Source organism: Cytobacillus oceanisediminis 2691, from assembly GCF_000294775.2.
GTDB classification, from domain to species: Bacteria; Bacillota; Bacilli; order Bacillales; family Cytobacillaceae; genus Cytobacillus; species Cytobacillus pseudoceanisediminis.
Genome location: NZ_CP015506.1, coordinates 1386880 through 1408184, shown reverse-complemented (window position 1 = coordinate 1408184; position 21305 = coordinate 1386880). Strand labels below are relative to the sequence as shown.

The window sequence follows — 21305 nt, the reverse complement described above, 5'->3', positions numbered from 1 at the left end:
TAACCTTAATGATAGAGAGCAGAATTCTAATTGTCCAGAAAAGAAATGCGGAAGCTCCTTGCCCACGAAGGAACGAGAGACTAAGGGGGCAGGCTGCTTGTGCTAGACAGCTATCATCATTCTTTTTGAAAAAAAAGACCCCAGCAAATGCTGTAGTCCCGGCTTTCAGTTAATTAACAAAACGGCCTGTTTTCCCTTTCAACTCCCAGTAATCATTCCGAAGATGGATTTTTTGGATTTTCCCCGAAGCTGTTTTCGGCAGCTCTTCGACAAAAGTCACTCCCGTTACAGCTTTAAAGTGGGCAAGTTTCTCCCTGGTAAAACTGATAATTTCCTGCTCAGTCAGTGTTTTCCCGTTTCGCAGCACGATGAACGCGTGCGGCGTTTCCCCCCACTTTTCATGAGGTACAGCTATAACGGCTGCTTCCAGTATTGCAGGATGCTCGTATAAAGCCCCTTCAATTTCGATGGATGAGATGTTTTCACCGCCGCTGATAATGATATCCTTTTTACGGTCTACGATATCGATATTTCCGTATTCATCTACATTTGCCATATCACCGGTATGAAGCCAGCCGCCTCGAATAGCTTCCATTGTTGCCTCTTCATTTTTCCAATAGCCTTTCATCACTCCGTTGCTGCGGACAACGACTTCACCGATTTCCAGGCCATTATGGGCCACTTCTTCACCCTGTTCATTAATTACCCTGACTTCACAGCCTATCATCTGGTGTCCTGCCTTTGCTTTCATCCGGTACTGCTGAGCAAGTGGAAGTTCTTTAAGATGAGATCGAATCGTCGATACAGTGCTTAATGGAGATGATTCAGTCATTCCATATACCTGTATGAACTCCCATCCAAGCTCCTTTTCTACTCTTGTTACAAAAGCTGGCGGTGGGGCGGAACCAGCTATAACAACTCTGACATCTTGTTCAACAGCCGGAACAAATTGTTCATAATGCTGCATCAGCGAATTCAGGACTGTAGGAGCCATATGCATGACGGATACTTTATGTTTTTGCACTTCATCAAAAATCCTTTCCGGAGTCGCTTTTCTTATACACACCTGAGAAGCTCCATTTGCCGTGTAATAAAAAGGAGAGCCCCATCCATTCACATGGAACATCGGGAGGACATGAAGCAATACATCCTGATCACTGACCCTTAAATGATGCATAGTTGACAATGCATGCAGGTAATTGTTGCGATGGGTCAGCATGACACCTTTTGGATTGCCTGTTGTACCGCTGGTATATAGAAGGCTGCACACATCATTTTCATCGAGGACTTCCCTCTGATATGGACTGCTGTCCTGGCTGCTGAGCCATGAATCATAATCACTCTCTTCAGTCTCTTCCTCTTTATAATGCACGAAGATTTTTTTCACAGTTTTCAGCTGATCTTTCACGGGAAGTATAAGGTGATAAAGATCCTGGTCTACAAATAGAATTTTGGATTCACTGTGATTTAATATATACAGATAATCTTCCGGCTTCAGCCGTATATTTAGAGGGACGATAATTCCTCCCAGCTGAAAAATGCCATAAAAGCCCTCCAGCATTTCGACGGAATTTGGTGCAAGAAAAGCCACCCTGTCCCCTTTTTCAATCCCTGAAGCCTTTAAGCCATGGGAGAGCTGATTAACTCTCGTATTCAATTCCTCATATGTAAAAACTCGATCATCTGCAAAAATGGCTTTCTTTGAACCGTAAAGAGACACAGCACGATCTAAAAACTGCGTTACTATTAATGGGACATTCATCTTATGGCCACCTCACTGAAAATTTAGTGAATTCTATATTTTCTATATTATCATAAAAAATATGACAGTTTCACCTGAATTTTGTCTGTTATATAACATTTGCAGGCCTTCTTATTAAACGCATTTCAGATATTTGGGCTAATTAATCACAATCAGCTAGCAGGCACATACGATATACAAGAAATCATTTTAAAGGGTGTTATGTATGCCAGCTATTGTCGGAGTCGCACAGGTCATATCAATCGGAAGCAGTTCTGTCTTCAACATTGGGGATGTCTATAAAATCATGCCTGTTTCTAACGCTAAGACCTTTTCAGGCGCTGGATCGTTTAACACAGGGGATGGCCTGAATGTCTACAATCACCGGAGCACAACAAACACTTATGATTGTGATGGCGTGGATCAGGGCAATTATTTCAATGCTTAAACGGGTGATCTTATGAATTTTTATATACAGCAATCCATTCATATTAATTTTATTAAGATAGGCGGGATTTCAAACTCTTCCGTCATGCAGATTGGAAGTGCAGGCATAATAAAGCCAGCGTCTTATTTGTATAACACTGGCGGCTTTACTGAGCCTGCACCTGAAGCGGAATTGCCAACGCCGGCGGGGCCAGCAGGGGGGAGTGTTTTGCTGGCACCTTCTGTCCCTTTGACTGGAGCGCAGAAACGTTAAGTTCATTTTTAATAAAGCGAGGTGGTGCGCTTGAATCAGCAATTAAATACCTATCTTCAGCAATTGCATGCTTTTGTGGAGGCACAGGAAAAACGAATACGCAGCCTGGAAGCAGCGGTCAAAAAACTTCAGGAAGAGACTGAAGTTCTGAAAAACCGCCCGCCGATGCAGGTCGATCGGATTGAATATAAATTCGACCAGCTTAAGGTAGAGTCTCTTGAAGGAACTTTAAATATTGGCTTAAATCCTTCTGAGCTGCAAAACATTGAAGATTTTGCCGTAGATAACAAAAACATCAAAGCACCTATTTCGCCTAAGAATCAAATGAAGAGAACAATGGAAATTGAAGATGCCATCTATCAATATTTAGAACGGGAACTTCCTGACATTACAGCTTCTGTACAGAAGAAGTTAAATGTCAGTGTGGATGATTCCTATATTGCATTTATCAAAGAGGATATCAAAAAGCAGCTGCCTAACAGGATTGACTTCTATATTAAACAGCAGCAGGCTTCAAATCGATCAGGGCAGGAAAATGATAACGCAGAAATTATTGAGCTTATTAAAAAGGAAATTTACAATGGAGTCCATGCCTTTATCTCGCATTTGCCGGAGAATATGAAAGGGATGAATAACGAATGAATTATCAGGTATATAACAGAGATTTGTGTGTTGGCAGCATAAGAGTGCTCGGTGTATCCAGTTCATCTGTTTTAATGGTGGGAGATACGCAAACGATCCAGCTGGCAGCCACCTTTGATACACCACCAGAATCACTTCTGATTGGGCCGTTTGTGCCTCTGACACCGGAGTAAGCTGCTATGCTGCAAAGAACTTCATCCGTTGACAGAATCAATATTGACACCATCGCCTTTTCTTCTGTATTTGAAATTGGGGACTCCTGTTTTATTAAAGGATTCTCCAGAGCAATTGCCGATCAGCGTGAAGCTGAATATTTCAACGCAAAGGAAGGGAATTTTTCAGTCTATCCCGTATTCAGTGAACCCATTCCTTTAATCCCAATTGAAGAAGACATAACCATGCAGACAACACAGCTCAATCCGATCATTAGGGTTCAAAACATTGATATTATCGGGGTTTCCTCATCATCTGTCGTTCATATCGGCAACAGCGGAAATATTTCAATGGAAGCCCGGGTCAAGCATATCCGTCAGGTTTATCCCAAAACGGCGCTTCTTAAGGATGAAAATTTTTCATAAAGGATGTTTTACATGCCAGCTATAATCGGACCGGTACAAATCATCAATGTCGGCGGGGGGATTGTGCAATTTGGGGACTCCCTTTATATCTCTCCAAAAAGCAATTCAAAATCAACGACCGGACAGGGTGCCGCAAATACGGGCGGCTTAGTCATTACAAACAATGGCCTGAGTGCCAGCAATGTACTGGATACCAGTCTGGTTGATCAGCCAAATGTCGGCAATAACTAATCCATTATCAGAAATTCAGGACGATAGCACATTTGTTATCGTCCTTTTGATTTCCTGTCATTGGACTTTTTGGCTTTCGTTAACTTGGTTGAAGGCTGCTTCCTGATCCATTTCAAATATTTTCGGATTTTATCATCCTGCTGCAATAACTCTATTGAATTCAGCCTTACAGCTAGCTCTGCATTCGTATATAAAGCGTGAATCTGCTTATGGCAGGGTATGCATAATTTCGCGGTGGGCAGGAAGGTGCCTCCCATTTCTTTCGGCGTTAAATGATGGACTGTTATATCAATATCCTCCCGCAGGCATAATTCGCAGGTTCCCGCCTCTATTTGCCTTTTTCCCATTGCAAGCCTCCTTTATATTTAAATTACCCTTTATATTGGGGCGGCAGTAAATTTATATTCTCGTTTTTGCGCGCGGTGATGTTTCCTTTGCGCGCGGGAATTCACTGGTTGTGCGCGGCTTTTCGGCTATTACGCGCAATACCATTCCTAGTAACGCACAAAAAACCGGCAAGTTCTCTTGCCGGCTTTCCCTATAACTTAAGTGTATGAGCCCCGTCAAAGAAGAATAGGTATCTTTCATTGACTTCTCTCTTTAATATTTGTTCCAATGCTCTGGTGTACATATCAATTTGAACTTTGTACCTGTTTTCGAGAACGGGTTTGGCTTCAGCAAAGCCTCCCTTAAACCGGCCGCTGATTCCATCCGTTTTATAATCCAGAAGCACCAGGCCCTGCTCATCTTCAATTACACAGTCCACAATCCCCTGGATGAGAACCGTTTCATCTTCTCCCTTCCAATCTGAATAGATTTCCCGGGCTGGAAAAGATAGACTGAATGGGATTTCTCTTCGTACCGATTTAGCCTGAACGATTCTTTGTCCCAGTTTGGTTTCGAAAAACTGTACAATCAGCTGTGGTTCAATGCTGGCATGCTGCTCTTCTGTCAGCAATTCGTTTTGAAGCATCTCTGCCATTTTGGAAGATATTGTTTCCACAGTTGCAGGCCTGCTGAAATCAATATGCTGCATGACAGCATGCATAGCAGTACCCCGTTCAGCTGGAGAAAGAGATTTTTCTTGCATGAATCGAGGCCTGCCAAGCAGGGGTTTATTGATTTTACGGATTAATTCAGTTCCGCTGTCTTCTTCAGAAAAAATCTCCCGCTGCCGCTTCACTTCCGAAACGGATTGTTTAGATCTAGCTTGAGCAGCCTGCTTAAAGGAATATTTCCAGGAAAGCTGTTCCTCAACTTTATCCTTATAAGCCGATTCAGCCGGAACAGGTTTTCCTTCATAAACCAATTGCAGCAAATCCGTTTCGCCCTCATTGGCTTCTTCTGAAAGAACTGCAGCTTCTTCGCTTTTGATTATGGTTATATTCCAGCAGGAAGGGTGTTCAAGTATTTCTGCAGGAACGAGAGGATGAACCGGCCCTTCTCCTCTCAATGCCTCACAATCTCTATGTCTGACAAGCGATGGACCAATCCAGTCCAGGTAACTGTTTGCAGAAGCCCTGTCATACTCATTCAGGAGCCACTCTTTATGCTCCGATGCCTGCAGCCACTGATTTAATTTTTTATCTGCACTTTTGACGGACGATACCAGGAAAAGCTTTTCCTTCGCCCTTGTTAAAGCAACATATAGGACCCGCATTTCTTCAGCAAGCATTTCCATTTTCTTTTTTCGTTTAAAAGCAATCTGCGGCAAAGAGGGGTAAGAAATTCTCTTCTCGGCATTTACATATTTTGCAGCGAATCCAAATTCCTTATCAAGCAAGTATGGCTTTTTCAGATCCATCGTATTAAAATTGCGGGCAAGCCCTGCAATGAAAACGAAAGGAAATTCCAGCCCTTTGCTGCTGTGGATCGTCATAAGACGGACAACATCTTCCTGCTCACCCAAAGCACGGGCAGCGCCAAGATCATCGCCTCTGTCCCGCATTCGTTCAATAAACCTTAAGAAGCGGAATAATCCTCTGAATGATGTTGCTTCATACTGTCTTGCTCTATCGTACAATGCGCGAAGGTTTGCCTGCCTCTGCTTTCCGCCCGGCATGCCGCCGACGAAATCATAAAATCTGGTTTCTCTATACAGATGCCAAATCAGTTCGGAAAGCGAACCCTGGCGGGCCATCACACGCCAATCTTTAAGCTGGTCAAAAAACGGCCGCACTTTCTCATATAATTCTTCTGTTTCCAGGGTTGGGTCATTCCGGCAAAAAGAAGTCAATGCTTCATAGAAAGACCCTCTTTTATTATGGATTCTGATTTGTGCAAGCTCTTCTTCTGTCAGCCCCAAAATAGGAGATCTTAGAACTGATGCCAGCGGAATATCCTGATACGGATTATCAATCACTTTTAGAAGTGACATCATAATCGCTACTTCCGTTGCTTCAAAATAGCCGCTGGAGAGATTGGCATAAACAGGGATTCCCTGCTGTTTGAACTCCTCCATTATTTGCGGAGCCCATGTCATGGAACGAAGCAGGATGACAATATCCCTGTACTTGGCAGGCCGCCCGGATTCGGTCTTTGTGTTGTAAACTTCTTTCCGATTCCCAATGATTTCTTTTATTTTCGACGCCATAAATCTGGCTTCGAGCTGTGACTGGGCTAACTCTTCGCTGTCAAAACCCTCATCCATTGATTCAGGCTCAGGTTCGTTTTTTTCATTTCCTTCAAGATCAATAATGGCTATTTCCACAGGGTGTTCCTGACTCTCTGAATAAGGTGCTCCTTTAATAAGCTCAGCTGCCTGATCATACTCAATTTCACCAACAGATGTCCCCATAATTTGCTTAAAAATATAGTTGGTCCCGTGGAGGACTTCTTTACGGCTTCTGAAATTTCGCGCCAGATCAATTCTAAGGCCTGTCTCTTCTCCGTCCCGTCCGAACCGGGTGTACTTACTCAAAAACAGATTAGGCTCTGCAAGGCGGAAACGGTAGATCGACTGCTTTACATCGCCTACCATGAAAAGATTCCCATTTTCTTCTGAATCTGCTGTTACCAGCTGCAAAATAGCTTCCTGCACCATGTTGGTATCCTGATACTCATCAACCAGGACTTCTTTGAACTGATTTCTGCAGGCAAGAGCTGCTTCTGATGGCAATAGCCTTCCCTCTTCATCTGATGATGAAAGAATTTCAAGGCAATAATGCTCAAGATCGGCAAAGTCAACCAGCCCTTTTTCAGTTTTAACCTGGTCAAAGCGAATTGAGAATTCTTTAACTAACGAAACAAGCGATTCTATATGGGGCTTCATTTCCGCCATGTCACGCATGAAGCTTTCCTGTTTGCGGAAAAACAGTTCTTCCTGCAGGCCGGTTATGATTTTCTTGGCCTGGTCCCTGAGTTTCTTTGCCTTTTCAACCAGCCCTTCATCATAATCATTGCCTTTACACGTTTTGGCTCTGCCAAAAGACCATGATTGCATCGCTTCATATAGCATCGGCCACGAATCGTTTTTCGCTTCGATTAGAGTATTGACAACGTGCAGATCTGCGATAAAGTTTTCTGCTCTCGGAGCCGGTCCTCCAGGAAGCTTGGTCAGCTCCAGCCCATATTCCAGCAGCTGCCTGGCCCCTTTCAGCTGAAGATCTATATCCTCCAAAAGGGAACGGACAAATGGAAGCTTTTCAAGACTTTCAACACCGTCCACGTTATACATCTCAACAATTGAATCAAGATATTGATCAGGTGAAGGGTTGGAGCGGGCAAAATCGTATAAGTCCCTTATTATATCCTGAAGGGCAGTGTCACTTCTGTCATTTGTAAAAGTATCCACAAGTGCAAAGAATGATTCGTTTCCCTCTTTACCGTATTCCTCTTCAAAAAGCTCCTCGAGTACTTCATCCCTTAAGAGCTGTGCTTCTGTTTCATCAGCGATTCGAAATCCGGGATCAATATCGGTCATGTAGTAATATTTACGGATCATCTCTAAGCAAAATGAATGCAAAGTCGAGATGGATGCCCTGTTTAATAAGCTTACCTGCTTTCTGAGGTGAGCAGACTTCGGATCGGCATTAATCGCTTTTTCAAGCGCCTCGCCGATTCTGTGCCTCATTTCGGCAGCTGAGGCATTTGTGAAGGTCACAACAAGGAGTTCATCGACATTAATAGGATCTTCATCAGCGATAATCTTATTGATAATCCTTTCAACCAAAACAGCCGTTTTCCCTGAACCGGCTGCAGCAGCCACCAGAATATCCTGTCCCTTGGCCATAATTGCTTTCCACTGGTCATCAGTCCAGGTTGCATCTTCCGGCTTAGGCGGTATGGCCATTTTCATCGCCCTCCACCTCCTTCTTGATGATTTCAATCATGTCTTCTTTTGGCTTAGGCACAAATAACCTGTAATCATTGGTTTCGAGCGATTCGTCAAATTGGCATACAGATTTATAGGCACAAAATGTACATGGTGTTTTTTCCTTCATTTTATATGGGGCAATTTTAACATCGCCCTCTGTAATCATATTGCCAGTATTCCTATACATCTTTCTTACGTAGCGCCGCAAATAATCAAACTCCTGCTTGCTAGCCACTTTAGATCGCTTTGAAAGTGTGCCGTCTTTTTTAAATCCGGCTGAGATAATGGATGAATCGCCTGTCTCAATTGTCTGGTCCATTAACCTGATGACATTTTCATCTCCCAGCAGCAGGCCATTCATTTTAAATTTCTTATAGAGTTCCTGCTCGATATCCTCTATGGTCAGCATTTTTGAAGTGCTGACGATTGGATTATGAACATGGAAATAAAGGACTCCTGCCGGATCGGCTTCAGTCCCGATCAAAGAATTGGAATGAGCAATAATGATGTCCAGATACGTGAGCATCTGCAGAGCAATCCCATAATATACCTCACTGACATTCAAATCCTTGGAGCTGGATTTATAGTCAATTACCCGTAAAAATGTCCCGTTTGTATCCTGAGCCTTGTCCACTCTGTCAATTCTTCCGACAAGCTCCATTTTAGTCCCATTTTTAAGAGGAAAAACAAGCGAAGGAAGTTCTCCTTTTGGACCAAACCCCAATTCCAGCCCCACTGGCGAGAATCCGCTTGATTTGGCATGCTCACTGATAACATAGGAAGCCCTGCTGATGATTTGCTCAAGCTTTCTCTTAATATAGTGATGCCTGTTCGAGCTTAAAAGAATTTCATTTTGCAGTTTAGGAGCAAGCATTTCAACTGCTTCTTTTGCAAGGATTTCACACTGTTCCCTTGTCATATCTGTCCATGAAAGCTTCTGGGTCATAACTGTTTCTGCGATAAATTTTAAAGCTGCATGGAATAAATCCCCGATATCCGGAGCTTCTAAGCGGTATACCTGTCTTTCCCGCAGCCTTAGTCCATGCTGTGCAAAATGGGAAAATGGACAGCTATGGAATAATTCCATCCTGGAAACACTCGCCTGAATATGATCACCATACAATTCTTTACTGATGTCTGCGCCAAGCTGAAGTGTCCGGTTTTCATAATTCAGGCTGGAAAGAACCTTTAATGCCGGCCTTCTCCAATGCTCATTGTTAAGATAGCAGTTATAAACATCCCACCACAGGTCATAAATTGGATAGCTGCGTTTTTTCAGCTGAAGCTGTGAAGTCAAATACGAAAGTGCAGTATTTAGATTATCCGCATATTCCAGCTGCTCCGTTTCCGGCAGTTCTGCCGGATCCGACATGAAGGAATGCTGCCTGCAATCAGGGAATAAATCTCCCAATCTCTTAATATAAGGAGAAGGCATAAGTGCTTTACCTTCTTCATTTGCCAGCGGGTAACTGATAAAAAGTTTTTCTGATGGAGTAACAAACGCTTTATAGGCTATAAATTCTTCATCAAGAAGTCGTGTACGGCTTCCTGGCGCCAGTTTCATTCCGTTTGTGTTCAGAATTTCTCTGTCATCATCCGCCAGCACACCGTCCTCTGAGAATTTGGCAGGTATTACTCCTTCATTCAGACCAATGACAAAGGCAGCTTTAATATCAGTTAGCCTTGACCTTTCCAAATCGGCCGCCATGACCTGATCGATGGCAGGCGGAACAAGTGTAAATCGAAGCGACTCCAGACCGGCATCCAGAACGGAAGCAAAGCGCTTTAGCGTCACTTCTTCTTCACCAAGCATTTCTACATACTGATCGAGAAGCTCCATAATGGCATTCCATGCTTGTCCATGCTCCCTTGATTTAACAAGGTTCCCTTTTTCCTCTTCAGCTGATTTCCACTTTTCAATCTTCACAGGCACATCCAATTCTTCCAGGTATAAAAATAAAGCTTCACAATATCCGCGGCCATCAGCAGCTTTTTTTAAGCGCCTGTGCAGCCTTAATATTGGGCCTGTAATCATTTCGCGCAAATCACTTAACTCATCTTCTATTCTCTTCTCGGAATCTGTCTGGGCAACCGCTTCAAACTCCAGCCCCCTGATTCTCCTGTATATCCATCTTTTCTTCTTCGTCCATTTGTCCCCTTGAATTCCATAGGCAAGAACATAGTTCTCAAGTCTGTCCATTTGCTCACGAAGCTTGCCGGCGTTTAATTTGGACGGAAAAATCAGTTCCGTTTTTACTGCTCTGAAGATCGGTTCATACCGCCAATTCCCATTGATGATTTCAAGAGTTGACCTAATTAACTCCACAAGCGGATGATTCAGCATAGTTCTTTTTTGGTCAATAAAAAATGGGATTTCATAGTCATGGAACACTGTTTCAATCATGTCATGATAATCCTGTCCGTTTCTTGCAAGTACTGCAATATCACGATAGCGATAGCCATCTGTGCGAACAAGCTTATTTATTTTTCTGGCAACGCCCTCGATTTCAGCCCTCCTGTTGACAGCCTGTCCGATGTGAATGTCTGCTTCCCCCAGAAATGCCTCAGCAGGCCTGCTGTCAAAATGTGCCTCAAGGTGCCTAAGAGAAGGGCTGCACCACCTTTTTTGCTCAGTAATGAACATTTCTTCAATACCCAATCTGTTGCGGGAAGCCATTTCTTTGATTGTCTGATAGTTTTCTCCGGCCATTCTGAATAAATGAAGTTCTTCAGTTGCACTATGTTTAAACTGCTTGTCAAGTGTCAGTGTAATAGTGACGTTTTTACACTGCTTCATCAGCTGTTCAACAATCGAATATTCCTGTGGTGTAAAGCTGTAAAAGCCATCTATATAAACCTCGGCATTTTTTAGATACTCTGAATGGGAGGCCTTTTCAGCAAGAAGGCGGAAGTAGTCTTCTGAATCAGTATATTTGCCTGCAAGGGATTCTTCAAAATTTTTATAGATTAACTCAAGGTCATGAAGCTTGTCCTGAAGTGCCTTGTTCGATTTTCCTGTTCCTGAGAGCTGCTGCTGCCTTTCAGCCAGTTCATCGGGTGCTACACAATAACGTTTGAATTCAGTCATCATTTGTTCAATTTGCTGAATAAAACCATTTTTATCGGCAGCCCTCTGAAAAAGCTTCAGCTCATCCTTTTTATCTTCGATGATCTTGCGGATAAGCATGCTGATGCCAACACTGTTAAGATGATATCTGCTCATGCCTCCTGTTTCCTGAAGAATTCTCCAGGCAAGGCGCGTGAAAGAATATACCTGGCTGCGTATCATTCCGCCAAGGCCGGGCGTGGTAATTAATTTATATTCTGAAAGGAACGTCATTTGTTCCGGAACTAAATAAATGATTGGATCTCCATCCGGGTTAAGCCGCAGTTCATCGCGGATTTCATTTAGGCAGTATTCCGTTTTGCCGCTTCCGGACCGGCCTATCAATAAACGTACGGTCATATTTTTCCTCCTTAAAAAAACTCTCACTCTATCATTATTTTATCATATAAGCTGTTCAATTTTTCGAATGGGGTTCTTCAAAATTGTGGAAATGACAACTTACCTATACGAGGTTTTGTGCATAAAGTATATCGGCAGGTGATAAGGATGATTTCAAAACAGATCCTGATTGCAACTTCAGTCATTTTGACAGTTACAGGAGTTTTTGTGGCCAGCAATATTTATACACTAATCCCTATTTACGGGGATATTGCTGACTCTTTTCAGGTAAATGAAAATTATATTGTTGGCGGTGGAAGCCTGTTTGCATTTTTTTATGCAGCCGGCCTGCTATTCTTTGGCCCTGCTTCCGATACCTTTGGCAGGCGCAGAATTATTATTACAGGTTTGTTTGCTTCTGCTTTGTCCACTTGTGCTGTAGGGCTTTCTCCTAATGTAGAGGCTCTCTATATAACCAGGTCGATTCAGGGGCTGACTCTTGGGAGCTTTGCTCCTGTTGCCTTCGCTTATACCTTTGATCTTTTCAGGCCGAGGGGCCGCACCCTGCTGCTTGTTTTTATCAATACAGGATTCCTTGTCGCCGGCATTCTTGGACAGCTGATCAGTTCGACAATTACTTTTTATTTTAAATGGAACTATGCTTTTTATTTCTTTGCGTTTTGCTATTTTATTCTTTTCCTTGTATCGTATAAAATACTTCCAGGCACTTCTCCTCCTTCCAAATCAGGGGTTTCCGTTATTTCTATTATGAAAAAACTATTAATGAAGGGAAGCCTGCTCCAAAGCTATGCTATTACCTTTACTTTGCTGTTTGCCTTTGTAGCTTTTTACGATGCAATAGGAAGGAATTTCGAGGGAACCATGGAGGAGCTGTTCACATTAAGAGCTGTGGGACTAATCGGGGCGCTGCTGTCTCTCTTTACGGGAAAATTAATTGAGCGGATTGGTGCCCATTCGACATTAAAGCTTGGTTTACTTTTAGGGATTTTCAGCATTATTAATATGTTTTTCTTCAGCAGCACTATTGCCTTAATGGCAATTTCCATTATGTTTGTGGCTTCCATATCCCTTCTTGTTCCCACTGTTATCACACTGATTGGCATGATTGCAGGGGCTGACCGTGCAAAAGCGCTTTCTCTCTATTCTTTTTTTCTATTAACCGGAGCAAGCCTTGCCCCGCCGGCAGTTATGATTCTTGAATATTATTATGTACTGTATCTGCTTCTTGCCTTTTTCCTGACGAATATCATTCTTAGCTATTACTTGTCAAAAGAATTTACTTTTGTCAGTCAGCCAGAATAAATCTTATAAAGCGCGGAATTATTCCGCGCTTCTTCACTCTTTCCACTCCTTTCTCAGGAGCCCGTATAGATACATATCATGCCGTTTTCCATCGCGCTCAAGAAACTCTCTATAGCAGCCTTCTCTCTGGAATCCAAGACTTTCATAAAGAGTTTTTGCTCTAGTATTATAGGAAAATACAGAAAGCTGAAGCCTATACAGATTCAGCTCCATAAAAGCATAGCGAATCAGGCATTGCATGGCTTCCTTTCCATACCCTTTACCCCATTCGGCTTCATCTGCAATGGCAATGGTGATCCAGCTTGTTCTGTGTGGCCATAGAATGCCGTTTAGCTCCGCATATCCTATCAGTTCATTTGCTTCTTTTAACCTAAGCGAAAATCTGAAGGTGTTTTGCGGACATTCACAAGCCATTTCTTAATTTCCATTTCCTGTTTGGGTTTTACCGGCAGAGCATCCAGGTTTCGCATGATTTTTTCGTCTGCATGCCACTGGATTATCTTTTTAATATCATCCTCAATAAACGATCCCAGAATGATCCTCTTTCCAGACAATATCGTACTGCTTATCACTTTCTTCACCTCCGGAAAAATCAATTCTGCAGGATGGGATCCGCTTATTGGATAAATAAAGAGCCCCCGAAGGAACTCTTTATTCGTACGTTTCCACAAATATTGTGGCTCCCATCCCGCCTCCGACACATAGAGAAGCTATTCCTTTATGGCCGCCTCTTCTCTTTAATTCATGAACGAGACCCACAACAAGGCGCGCACCGGTACATCCAATAGGGTGTCCCAGACTGATTCCGCTTCCATTTACATTTACTTTGTCCCGGTTTAAGCCTAACTCTTTCTCAACCGCCAAATATTGGGCTGCAAAAGCCTCATTTATCTCAATCAAGTCTGCATCATCAAGCGACCAGCTTACATTAGCAAGACCTTTTTGTACTGCCGGCACAGGCCCTATTCCCATTACTTTTGGATCTACTCCTGCCACGGAGAAGCCAGCAATCTTTGCCAGAGGCTTCAGTCCCTTGTCCAGAGCCAGATCTTCCGGCATCAGGACAAGTGCTGCTCCGCCGTCATTCAGGCTTGATGCATTTCCTGCTGTAACAGAGCCACCCTTTCTGAAGACAGGGCTCAAGCTTCGCAGCTTTTCGGCTGTTAAATCTGCCCGCGGGTTTTCATCTTTTGTAACGGTTACTTCTCCTTTCCTGCTTTTCACAGTAATTGGAACGATCTGCGAATCAAAGTAACCGTTTTCAATTGCATGCAAGGCTCTCCTGTGGCTGAGCAAGGCTGCTTCATCTTGTTCTTCTCTTGTAATGGCATGCATTTCTGCCAGGTTTTCTGCCGTTTCCCCCATCATAATATGATGGATTGGATCTTCGAGAATTTCCCATACGGTATCGGTTACCTGCCCATGCTGCATGCGGGCGCCCCAGCGATGCTGTTTTAATACATAAGGGCTGGAGCTCATGGCTTCAACTCCTCCAGCAATCACGATATCTGACATCCCTGACTGAATCTGCAGTGCTGCAGACATAATTGCCTGCATACCGGATGCACACTGCCTCTGGACTGTGAACCCTGTTGTTGTATCGTCAAAGCCTGCAAGCAAAGCTGCTGTTCTTGCTGTATTCGGTTCATCTGTACGCTGAATGCAGTGTCCCAATATCACTTCATCCACCTCATTGCTCTGCAGGCCGCTTCTCCCGGCAGCTTCTTTTAATACAGGCACAATCAAATCCGTCGGCAGCAGATCCTTAAACGCTCCTCCAAACGTGCCAACCGGTGTTCTGACTGCTGATGTTATGACAACATTTCTCATCTTTTCCACCTCATTAATCTTCTGATTATCGAGCACAGGCTCGAAGTCAGTTCATTACATCATGATGCCGCCATCTACATGAAGGACCGTGCCATTCACATAATCCGACTCATCGGAAGCCAGAAACAGGTATGCATTCGCAATATCTTCCGGTTTTCCAAGTCTGCCCAGCGGAACCATGCCCTGCATTTGGCCAATAACCTTTTCCGGTACTTTTGCTGTCATACCGGTTGAGATGAATCCTGGGGCAACGGCATTTACGTTGATTCCTTTTCTGCCGAGTTCTTTTGCCCATGTTTTGGTCATCCCCAATACACCCGCTTTGGCTGCCGCATAGTTTGTCTGTCCGACATTCCCATAGACTCCCGATACAGAGGACGTATTGATTATTTTTCCGCTTCCCTGTTCCAGCATGAATGGAAGGACTGCTTGTGTACAATGAAAGACACCTGTCAGATTCACGTCCATAACCGCCTGAAAATCATCTGCAGCAAGCTTTGCCAGCATCCCGTCCCTCGTAATTCCTGCATTATTGATCAGGATGTCAATTTTTCCAAATGCCGCTTTTACAGCTTCCGCCATACTGTCTATGCTTTGCCTGTCCGAGACATTAACCTGAAAAAACTCAACCTGAAGACCTTTTTCCTTCAGCTCTTGTGCCCTGGTAATTCCCATGTCTGCATCATAATCAGCCATAGCTACCACCGCTCCTTCACCTGCAAACTTTTCGGCAGCAGCCAGACCAATTCCATTCGCCGCACCTGTAATAATGGCGACTTTATCCTTCAGCCTCATCAATTGCACCTCCGTGATATATTTAAATATTCCGACATCGGATTCTGAAACAGATCCTTTCATTTACTCAGACTATTATTCGACAAAGCCTGCAATTTTTCCTTTGTCCCCTGCAATATAATCTCCTGGTTAAAAAGCATTCCCGGTCTTCCAAGGGAACTGATGGTAATTTTTTGAATCGGTTTAGCCGCTGTAAAAAAAGGCTAAGAAATATAAAACAAAAGACAGCAAAATTGAAAGGAGCATTTATCATGAAAGTTGTTTATGGCTTGATGGCTCAAAACGGAGATGCCAAGGAGCTGTTATGGGATTTGGGATTTTGGGAAAGTGAAGAAACGGCAAAGGAATATTTAAATGCCGAAATGGCCAATACACGCGGAGTTACCGTAGAACCCATTACAATTAATGACGCTATCCCAATTCCCCCAGAAGAAATGGAAGAAGAAAAAATGGTTGCCTGCTCCCTTTGCGGAATTGAATACAATCGTGAAGATGTCAATATGACTGATTATGATGAAGACGTATGTGTAAACTGTGAACCTGAATATAGGAATAATCCTAATTTGCATGTTATCTGAGATATCTTGCCTGCAAATTAGAAAAGCGCAAGAGCCTTGCCCACCCCCGACACCTCGAGGGGGAGGCGCTGCGAAAGCTAGACAGTAAAATAAAAGGGACTCGAATAATTAGTATTATCGAGTCCCTTTTTTCACAAGATAAGTTAGTTTAGAATGACGCATCCATTTCATCAAGCGGCCAATAGCGCAGGTTTACTTTTCCTACAACCTGGCCGGCTGAAATAAATCCAAAATGTCTGCTGTCCCAGCTTCCGAGGCGATTATCTCCCATAACAAATAGTTTTCCCTCTGGAACCGTTTCAGTGCCCGTCATCTCCAGGAGTGTAAAATCACCTGTCAGTTTGCCGCCCAATGTTTCTTTCCGGTATTTCTCCAAGTATGGCTCATCCACTTTTTTACCATTTATAAATAGTTCATCATTGCGGTATTCGATTTCATCCCCTGGCATCCCTATAATTCTTTTTACAAAATCCTCTTCATCATTATGATGAAAAACAATTACGTCAAAGCGCTCTAAGTCGCTCACCTGATAACCGATTTTATTCACAATCAGTTTATTTCCATCCTGAAGAGTGGGCATCATGGATTCACCTTCCACAACATAATTGGAGAAGAAAAAAGTCCGTATAAAAGCAAAGATAATGATGCCAATTGCAAAAGCCTTCAGCCATTCCGCTCCTTCTTTTCTCAATCCTTCCTTCACATTTCATCTCCCCCAATGTTTATGCATTCATTGCTTTTTATTCCCGCGATCTTTTTCTACGCTCATATTCATCTTTATTTCAATGATTTTGCCGACATACCAAAGAATGAAAATGGCCAATGCAACAATGGCTGTCCGAATTGGCTGTGTTACTAATGATTTGATATCATATCCGACAAAGCTTATTGTAAAAATCATCACTATTTTGCCACTCAGGACTGCCAGCATATATTGAGCCATGCTGATATTCGAAAGCCCTGCGACAATATTTACGACTGCCGAAGGAGTAAACGGAAAACAGAGCAGGATGAACAATGGTCCAAACCCATGCTTTTCCACCCATTTCATAAGCCTCTGTACCTGCTTATGCTTCTTCAAAAAACGGAGTATTCGTTTCTGGCCATATTTCCTGACCAGCAGGAAAACGAGCAGCGCTCCTGCGACCGCGCCGAGCCAGGAGTATAAGAAACCCAGCCAGAGACCAAATGCACTCGCATTTGCCATAACAAACAAAACCAGGGGCAGAAAAGGCAAAAATGCTTCTAGCATTGGAAGCAGAATACCGGGGAGCGGTCCAAATGAACGATATTCCCGAATTAAATCCATTATATTATCCAATGTAAACCAATCTTTGAACAGTTCAAAATCCATTTAATATCTCCTTGTCCAATATGCAGCAAAGTCCTATTCGTTCGATTATCATTAAAGGGAAGTTTCCCCTAGTTTTACCACTTACCCTTTTATTGTACACCTAATCCGCCAAAAACTGTGTTTCTACCTTTTTATTTCGAAAGAAACTCATGGATAGCCGCTTTGTTTGCCTCTTTATCAATGCCTAAAACAGCAGCACCATTAATTCTCTGGTTTTCAAATGTTCCATCAACAGGAACACGAAGAGTCTCTACATTCCTGTTATCCTTAGATAAGAAATCTTTCCCGATATAAAGAATATCTCCCGTATCCATATTAGTATTTACAAATGGAGTTACTACCCCGATTAGTTTCGGAAGCTTTGTAATGGTCTGAAGGCTTGTAAACTGGCTTGCTACTTCTTTCATTACCTTCTGCTGGCGTTCTACTCTTCCAAAATCCCCTACGGCATCCTGCCTAAACCTGACATACCCAAGGAGATGCTCTCCATCAAGGCGCTGCAGACCCGGTTCCAGAGTAACACCGATATTGGCAGACATTCTTTTTTCTACATCAATTTCTACCCCTCTTGGAAAAGCTTCATCAATTAAATGAACAAAGCCTTCGAAATCAACAATTGAGTAATATTTAATATCTATATCAAAGTTTTCCTTAATCGTCTGCCTTAATAACTCAGGACCACCATAAGCAAGAGCTGAATTTATTCTGTTTTGCCCATGGCCCGGTATGTCCACGTACATATCTCTCATAAAAGAAATAAGTTTATATGTTCCCTTTTCAGGATGATATTGGGCAACCATGATGGTATCTGCCCTTGATTTCTCTTTTCCCCTTGCGTCACTTCCAAGGATCAGAATATTCGTTCCTCCATATTTATCTTTTTCACCGTTAAATTCAAACTCTTCTGTCTGTATATTTGCCTCTCCCTCTGTCTGGGAAACACCTTGCTTGAACTGAAAATACGAATAGCCAAGGGTTCCTGCAATCAAGAGAAACAGAATCAGGAGGACGGACTTCCATTTTTTTTTCTTTTTCTTCTTTTCATGTCTATCTGATCTCATAAGAATAAGTCCTTTCTTTGCAGTTAAATTATAATTCTGCCGCGGGTATGAAAATACCTTCACCTATATTCGACTTCGGTTTCCATAAAAAAGTTTCGATATCACTGCTGGTATATCCTGTATACCCTTATACTTTGCAGATGAATTGGTTTCGTTGCAACTTATTTTAAATAGTTTCTTTACCCTATATGAAAACTGATTTCATTGATATATCGGCGATTTTGATGTTACTTTACAGCTCTATTAGAAAAAGCTCCTTGCCCACCCCCGAAGAGCACAAGTCGAGCCTCACAGAAAGGCGTCCTTTGCCTTTTGGGAGGATTGCCCGAAATGTAGAGGCGACTGCCCAGGGACGACAGGCATAAGACGGTTCCTGTAAGAAGGCGTCCTTCCTTCTGGAAGGAAACGGCTTATGACCCCGAGTCCCTAGGAGCCGAAACAAGACAAGCTTGTGACCTCGAGGGGGTAGGCTGCTTGCGCTAGACAGCTCTCGAAGTACAAAGGTATAAATTTTGATATTATCAAAAAACCGCAAACCCGAGGGCCTGCGGTAACTCTTTTATAGATATTCATCAAACCAGCCGGCAATGTAATTCAGGCGGCTGATTCTTAAATTCGGTTTTCCGCTCCTGGAAAGCTCATGGTTGGCTTCAGGGAACCGCACAAATTTTGCTGTTTTCTTCCGATGCTTTAAAGCTATGAATAATTGCTCTGCCTGCTCAATTGGACAGCGATAATCTTTTTCGCTGTGCAGAATCAGCAGCGGTGTATTCATATCATTCACATAAGCAAGCGGCGAATGTTTCCAAAGCTTTTCTATATCATTCAAATCACTCTTGATTTGCCAATCAGTAAAATAGTAGCCGATATCACTTACTCCATAAAAGCTGATCCAGTTGGAGATGGATCGCTGAGTGACTGCCGCCTTAAATCGGCTGGTGTGTCCAATAATCCAGTTGGTCATAAACCCGCCATAGCTTCCTCCCGTTACGCCAAGCCGGTCTTTATCGATAAAATCGAAGTTTTCCAGCGCATAATCGACTGCATCCATAATATCTTCATAATCCTTGCCCCCGTAATCTCCTCTTACAGCATCTACAAAATGCTGGCCATATCCATGGCTTCCCCGTGGATTGATAAATAAGACCGCATAGCCTTTTGCTGCGAGACATTGAAATTCGTGGAAATATGAATTGGCATACATGGCATGAGGGCCGCCATGGATTTCGAGCACAAGCGGTACTTTTTCGCCCTCTTTCAGATGGGCTGGTTTCATGATCCAGCCATGCAGATCCCAATCATCTGAAGATTTAAACTGAATTGGCTCCGCATCTGCCAACTCTACACCTTTCAGGAACTCTTCATTCACATTTGTCAGCTGTTTTAATTCCCCTGTTGGGACATCAAGCAAAAATAAATCCCCTGGATATGACGGCTTGCTAATGGCTACAACAGCTTTATTGACGCTTCCTCCTGTTGTCAATCCATATACATGCTGCTGATCCAGCAGCGCAGGATATAATTCCCCATCTAAAGAGCCATAATAAACAACTGTATTACCATGGTCAGTTGCCAGGAAATAAAAGCTTCTGCTGTCCTCTGCCCAAAGAATTCCCGGTGTTACTGTACCCTGCTGGAAATCCCCGATGGCATAATCACCAGCCAATATATCTGATTCTGCAGTAAGGCACTGCAGATTTCCAAATTCGAGATTATACACCCAGACCTTTGTATGCGTAGCATTTTCGTATTCCCTTTCATGCCCGAACAATCCTATGTATTTTCCATCCGGCGACCATGTGGCGCTTCCAAAATAACCTTTTCCATTTGTAATCCTTTTCATGTCTTTTGTTTCAAGATGGATAATATAGACATCGCTTAGAAAAGAGAAATCTTTGTCTTCACTTAAATCTGCCGTAACAGCAATCCATTTTCCATCTGGTGACCAGTCTTGCAATTGGTAGTCCTGTTCTCCGGATGTCAGCTGCTCCATTCCGCCAGTTTCAATATCTATTAATGCAACCTGGCTGTACCTTCCGCTCCAAAAACCCTGGGCGTCTGATTTGTGCTTCATTTTTTCAATTTCAAGAGGAAGGGGCCTGTCTGTCTGTTTTTCCTGATTTTCCTTTGTTTCTGCATCTTCTCCAGGCTTTACTGAAAGATTGAAAACAATCTTCTTCCCATCAGGTGACCAAACAGGCTTTGAAGCGCCATTTGCACAGTGTGTCAGCTGTTTGGCTTCTCCTCCTGCTTTGCTCATCACATAAATCTGTGATTTTCCGTCTCTGTCGGATACAAATGCGATTGACTCCCCATCAGGAGACCAGCGGGGCGAATGATTACGATGTTTGCCGTAAGTCCATTGAACCGGCATATTGCCTTTAATGGTATTTAAGTAAAAAATATTTGAACTATATGTATTTTCCTCATCAAGCATTCTGGTCTCAACAAAAGCTAAGTCATTTCCATTCAAGGATAGCTGCGGATCAGCTACTGATTTTAACTGATAAAGGTCTTCCGGTTTAATTGTATTTTTTTGCGTCATTTATTCCATCCTTTCTAACTGTGCTGTCCTCTTTATTTCGACATCAGAAATAAAATCCCTTCTCAATACGCTGCCGGCTGAAACTTTTTTTAATTATTGGAAATGATGAAGAATAACAGCGTTTCGACAAATATAGGCTCTTGCAAGAAAAAACATTCCTTTGTAAA

General features: G+C 42.9%; 20 protein-coding genes. 8 read left to right on the top strand and 12 right to left on the bottom strand.

Annotated features, from left to right (window positions below):
- Positions 1–169: 169 nt before the first annotated feature.
- Positions 170–1762 (bottom strand): long-chain-fatty-acid--CoA ligase, encoded by a 1593-nt coding sequence (locus tag A361_RS07235; protein WP_009331279.1) that lies wholly within the window; start codon positions 1760–1762, stop codon positions 170–172.
- A 205-nt stretch (positions 1763–1967) separates the two neighbouring features.
- Between A361_RS07235 and A361_RS07230 the strand changes: the two genes are divergently transcribed.
- From A361_RS07230 to A361_RS07205, 6 genes are read left to right on the top strand one after another with little or no spacing between them, the layout of a single operon-like run.
- A complete protein-coding gene (locus A361_RS07230; RefSeq protein WP_009331280.1) occupies positions 1968–2189 on the top strand; it encodes a spore germination protein in 222 nt (73 codons plus the stop codon).
- A gap of 12 nt (positions 2190–2201) precedes the next feature.
- Positions 2202–2441 (top strand): spore germination protein GerPB, encoded by a 240-nt coding sequence (locus A361_RS07225; RefSeq protein WP_009331281.1) that lies wholly within the window; start codon positions 2202–2204, stop codon positions 2439–2441.
- Between the two features lie 30 nt (positions 2442–2471).
- Positions 2472–3083: a spore germination protein GerPC gene (gene gerPC / locus A361_RS07220; protein ID WP_009331282.1), complete on the top strand. Its 612-nt coding sequence runs from the start codon at positions 2472–2474 to the stop codon at positions 3081–3083.
- Positions 3080–3256 carry a germination protein GerPD gene (locus A361_RS07215; protein WP_009331284.1) on the top strand — a complete coding sequence of 59 codons (177 nt, stop codon included), beginning with the start codon at positions 3080–3082 and terminating at the stop codon, positions 3254–3256. Before gerPC ends, A361_RS07215 begins: the two co-directional genes overlap by 4 nt.
- 6 nt (positions 3257–3262) lie before the next feature.
- Positions 3263–3661, top strand: coding sequence for a spore germination protein GerPE (locus A361_RS07210; protein WP_009331286.1), 399 nt, complete (start codon positions 3263–3265; stop codon positions 3659–3661).
- Positions 3662–3673: 12 nt separating this feature from the next.
- The gene (locus A361_RS07205) at positions 3674–3892 is read left to right on the top strand and encodes a spore germination protein (RefSeq protein WP_009331287.1); all 219 of its coding nucleotides are present in this window, start codon (positions 3674–3676) and stop codon (positions 3890–3892) included.
- A 35-nt stretch (positions 3893–3927) separates the two neighbouring features.
- Here the strand turns inward: A361_RS07205 and A361_RS07200 are convergent, their stop codons facing one another.
- From A361_RS07200 to addB, 3 genes are all read right to left on the bottom strand, one after another.
- A complete protein-coding gene (locus A361_RS07200; protein ID WP_009331289.1) occupies positions 3928–4239 on the bottom strand; it encodes a hypothetical protein in 312 nt (103 codons plus the stop codon).
- Positions 4240–4430: 191 nt separating this feature from the next.
- Positions 4431–8189: a helicase-exonuclease AddAB subunit AddA gene (addA, locus tag A361_RS07195; RefSeq protein WP_019381453.1), complete on the bottom strand. Its 3759-nt coding sequence runs from the start codon at positions 8187–8189 to the stop codon at positions 4431–4433.
- Entirely contained in the window at positions 8167–11673 is a 3507-nt protein-coding gene (gene addB, locus A361_RS07190; protein ID WP_019381452.1) for a helicase-exonuclease AddAB subunit AddB, read from the bottom strand. Before addB ends, addA begins: the two co-directional genes overlap by 23 nt.
- A gap of 147 nt (positions 11674–11820) precedes the next feature.
- On the opposite strand from addB, the gene A361_RS07185 reads away from it, so the two are divergent.
- Positions 11821–12975, top strand: a complete 1155-nt coding sequence (locus A361_RS07185) for an MFS transporter (protein ID WP_019381451.1) — start codon at positions 11821–11823, stop codon at positions 12973–12975.
- A 33-nt stretch (positions 12976–13008) separates the two neighbouring features.
- Here the strand turns inward: A361_RS07185 and A361_RS07180 are convergent, their stop codons facing one another.
- From A361_RS07180 to fabG, 4 genes are read right to left on the bottom strand one after another with little or no spacing between them, the layout of a single operon-like run.
- Positions 13009–13389 (bottom strand): GNAT family N-acetyltransferase, encoded by a 381-nt coding sequence (locus A361_RS07180; protein ID WP_236888001.1) that lies wholly within the window; start codon positions 13387–13389, stop codon positions 13009–13011.
- On the bottom strand, positions 13341–13646 hold the full coding sequence (locus tag A361_RS30810; RefSeq protein ID WP_236887999.1) for a hypothetical protein: 306 nt from the start codon (positions 13644–13646) through the stop codon (positions 13341–13343). The genes A361_RS07180 and A361_RS30810 overlap by 49 nt, the downstream gene beginning before the upstream one ends.
- Positions 13627–14805, bottom strand: a complete 1179-nt coding sequence (locus tag A361_RS07175; protein WP_019381450.1) for a thiolase family protein — start codon at positions 14803–14805, stop codon at positions 13627–13629. Before A361_RS07175 ends, A361_RS30810 begins: the two co-directional genes overlap by 20 nt.
- Before the next feature lie 54 nt (positions 14806–14859).
- Positions 14860–15600 carry a 3-oxoacyl-ACP reductase FabG gene (fabG, locus tag A361_RS07170; protein WP_019381449.1) on the bottom strand — a complete coding sequence of 247 codons (741 nt, stop codon included), beginning with the start codon at positions 15598–15600 and terminating at the stop codon, positions 14860–14862.
- A gap of 251 nt (positions 15601–15851) precedes the next feature.
- On the opposite strand from fabG, the gene A361_RS07165 reads away from it, so the two are divergent.
- Complete coding sequence (locus A361_RS07165) at positions 15852–16178, top strand: hypothetical protein (RefSeq protein ID WP_019381448.1); 327 nt, start codon at positions 15852–15854, stop codon at positions 16176–16178.
- Between the two features lie 148 nt (positions 16179–16326).
- Here A361_RS07165 and lepB read toward each other — a convergent pair whose 3' ends face one another.
- From lepB to A361_RS07145, 4 genes are all read right to left on the bottom strand, one after another.
- Complete coding sequence (gene lepB / locus A361_RS07160; RefSeq protein WP_009331306.1) at positions 16327–16881, bottom strand: signal peptidase I; 555 nt, start codon at positions 16879–16881, stop codon at positions 16327–16329.
- 27 nt (positions 16882–16908) lie between these two features.
- Positions 16909–17532, bottom strand: a complete 624-nt coding sequence (locus tag A361_RS07155; protein ID WP_019381447.1) for a TVP38/TMEM64 family protein — start codon at positions 17530–17532, stop codon at positions 16909–16911.
- A gap of 131 nt (positions 17533–17663) precedes the next feature.
- Positions 17664–18593 carry an LCP family protein gene (locus A361_RS07150; protein ID WP_026041679.1) on the bottom strand — a complete coding sequence of 310 codons (930 nt, stop codon included), beginning with the start codon at positions 18591–18593 and terminating at the stop codon, positions 17664–17666.
- Positions 18594–19152: 559 nt separating this feature from the next.
- Positions 19153–21138, bottom strand: coding sequence for a S9 family peptidase (locus A361_RS07145; RefSeq protein ID WP_019381445.1), 1986 nt, complete (start codon positions 21136–21138; stop codon positions 19153–19155).
- Between the last annotated feature and the right edge of the window lie 167 nt (positions 21139–21305).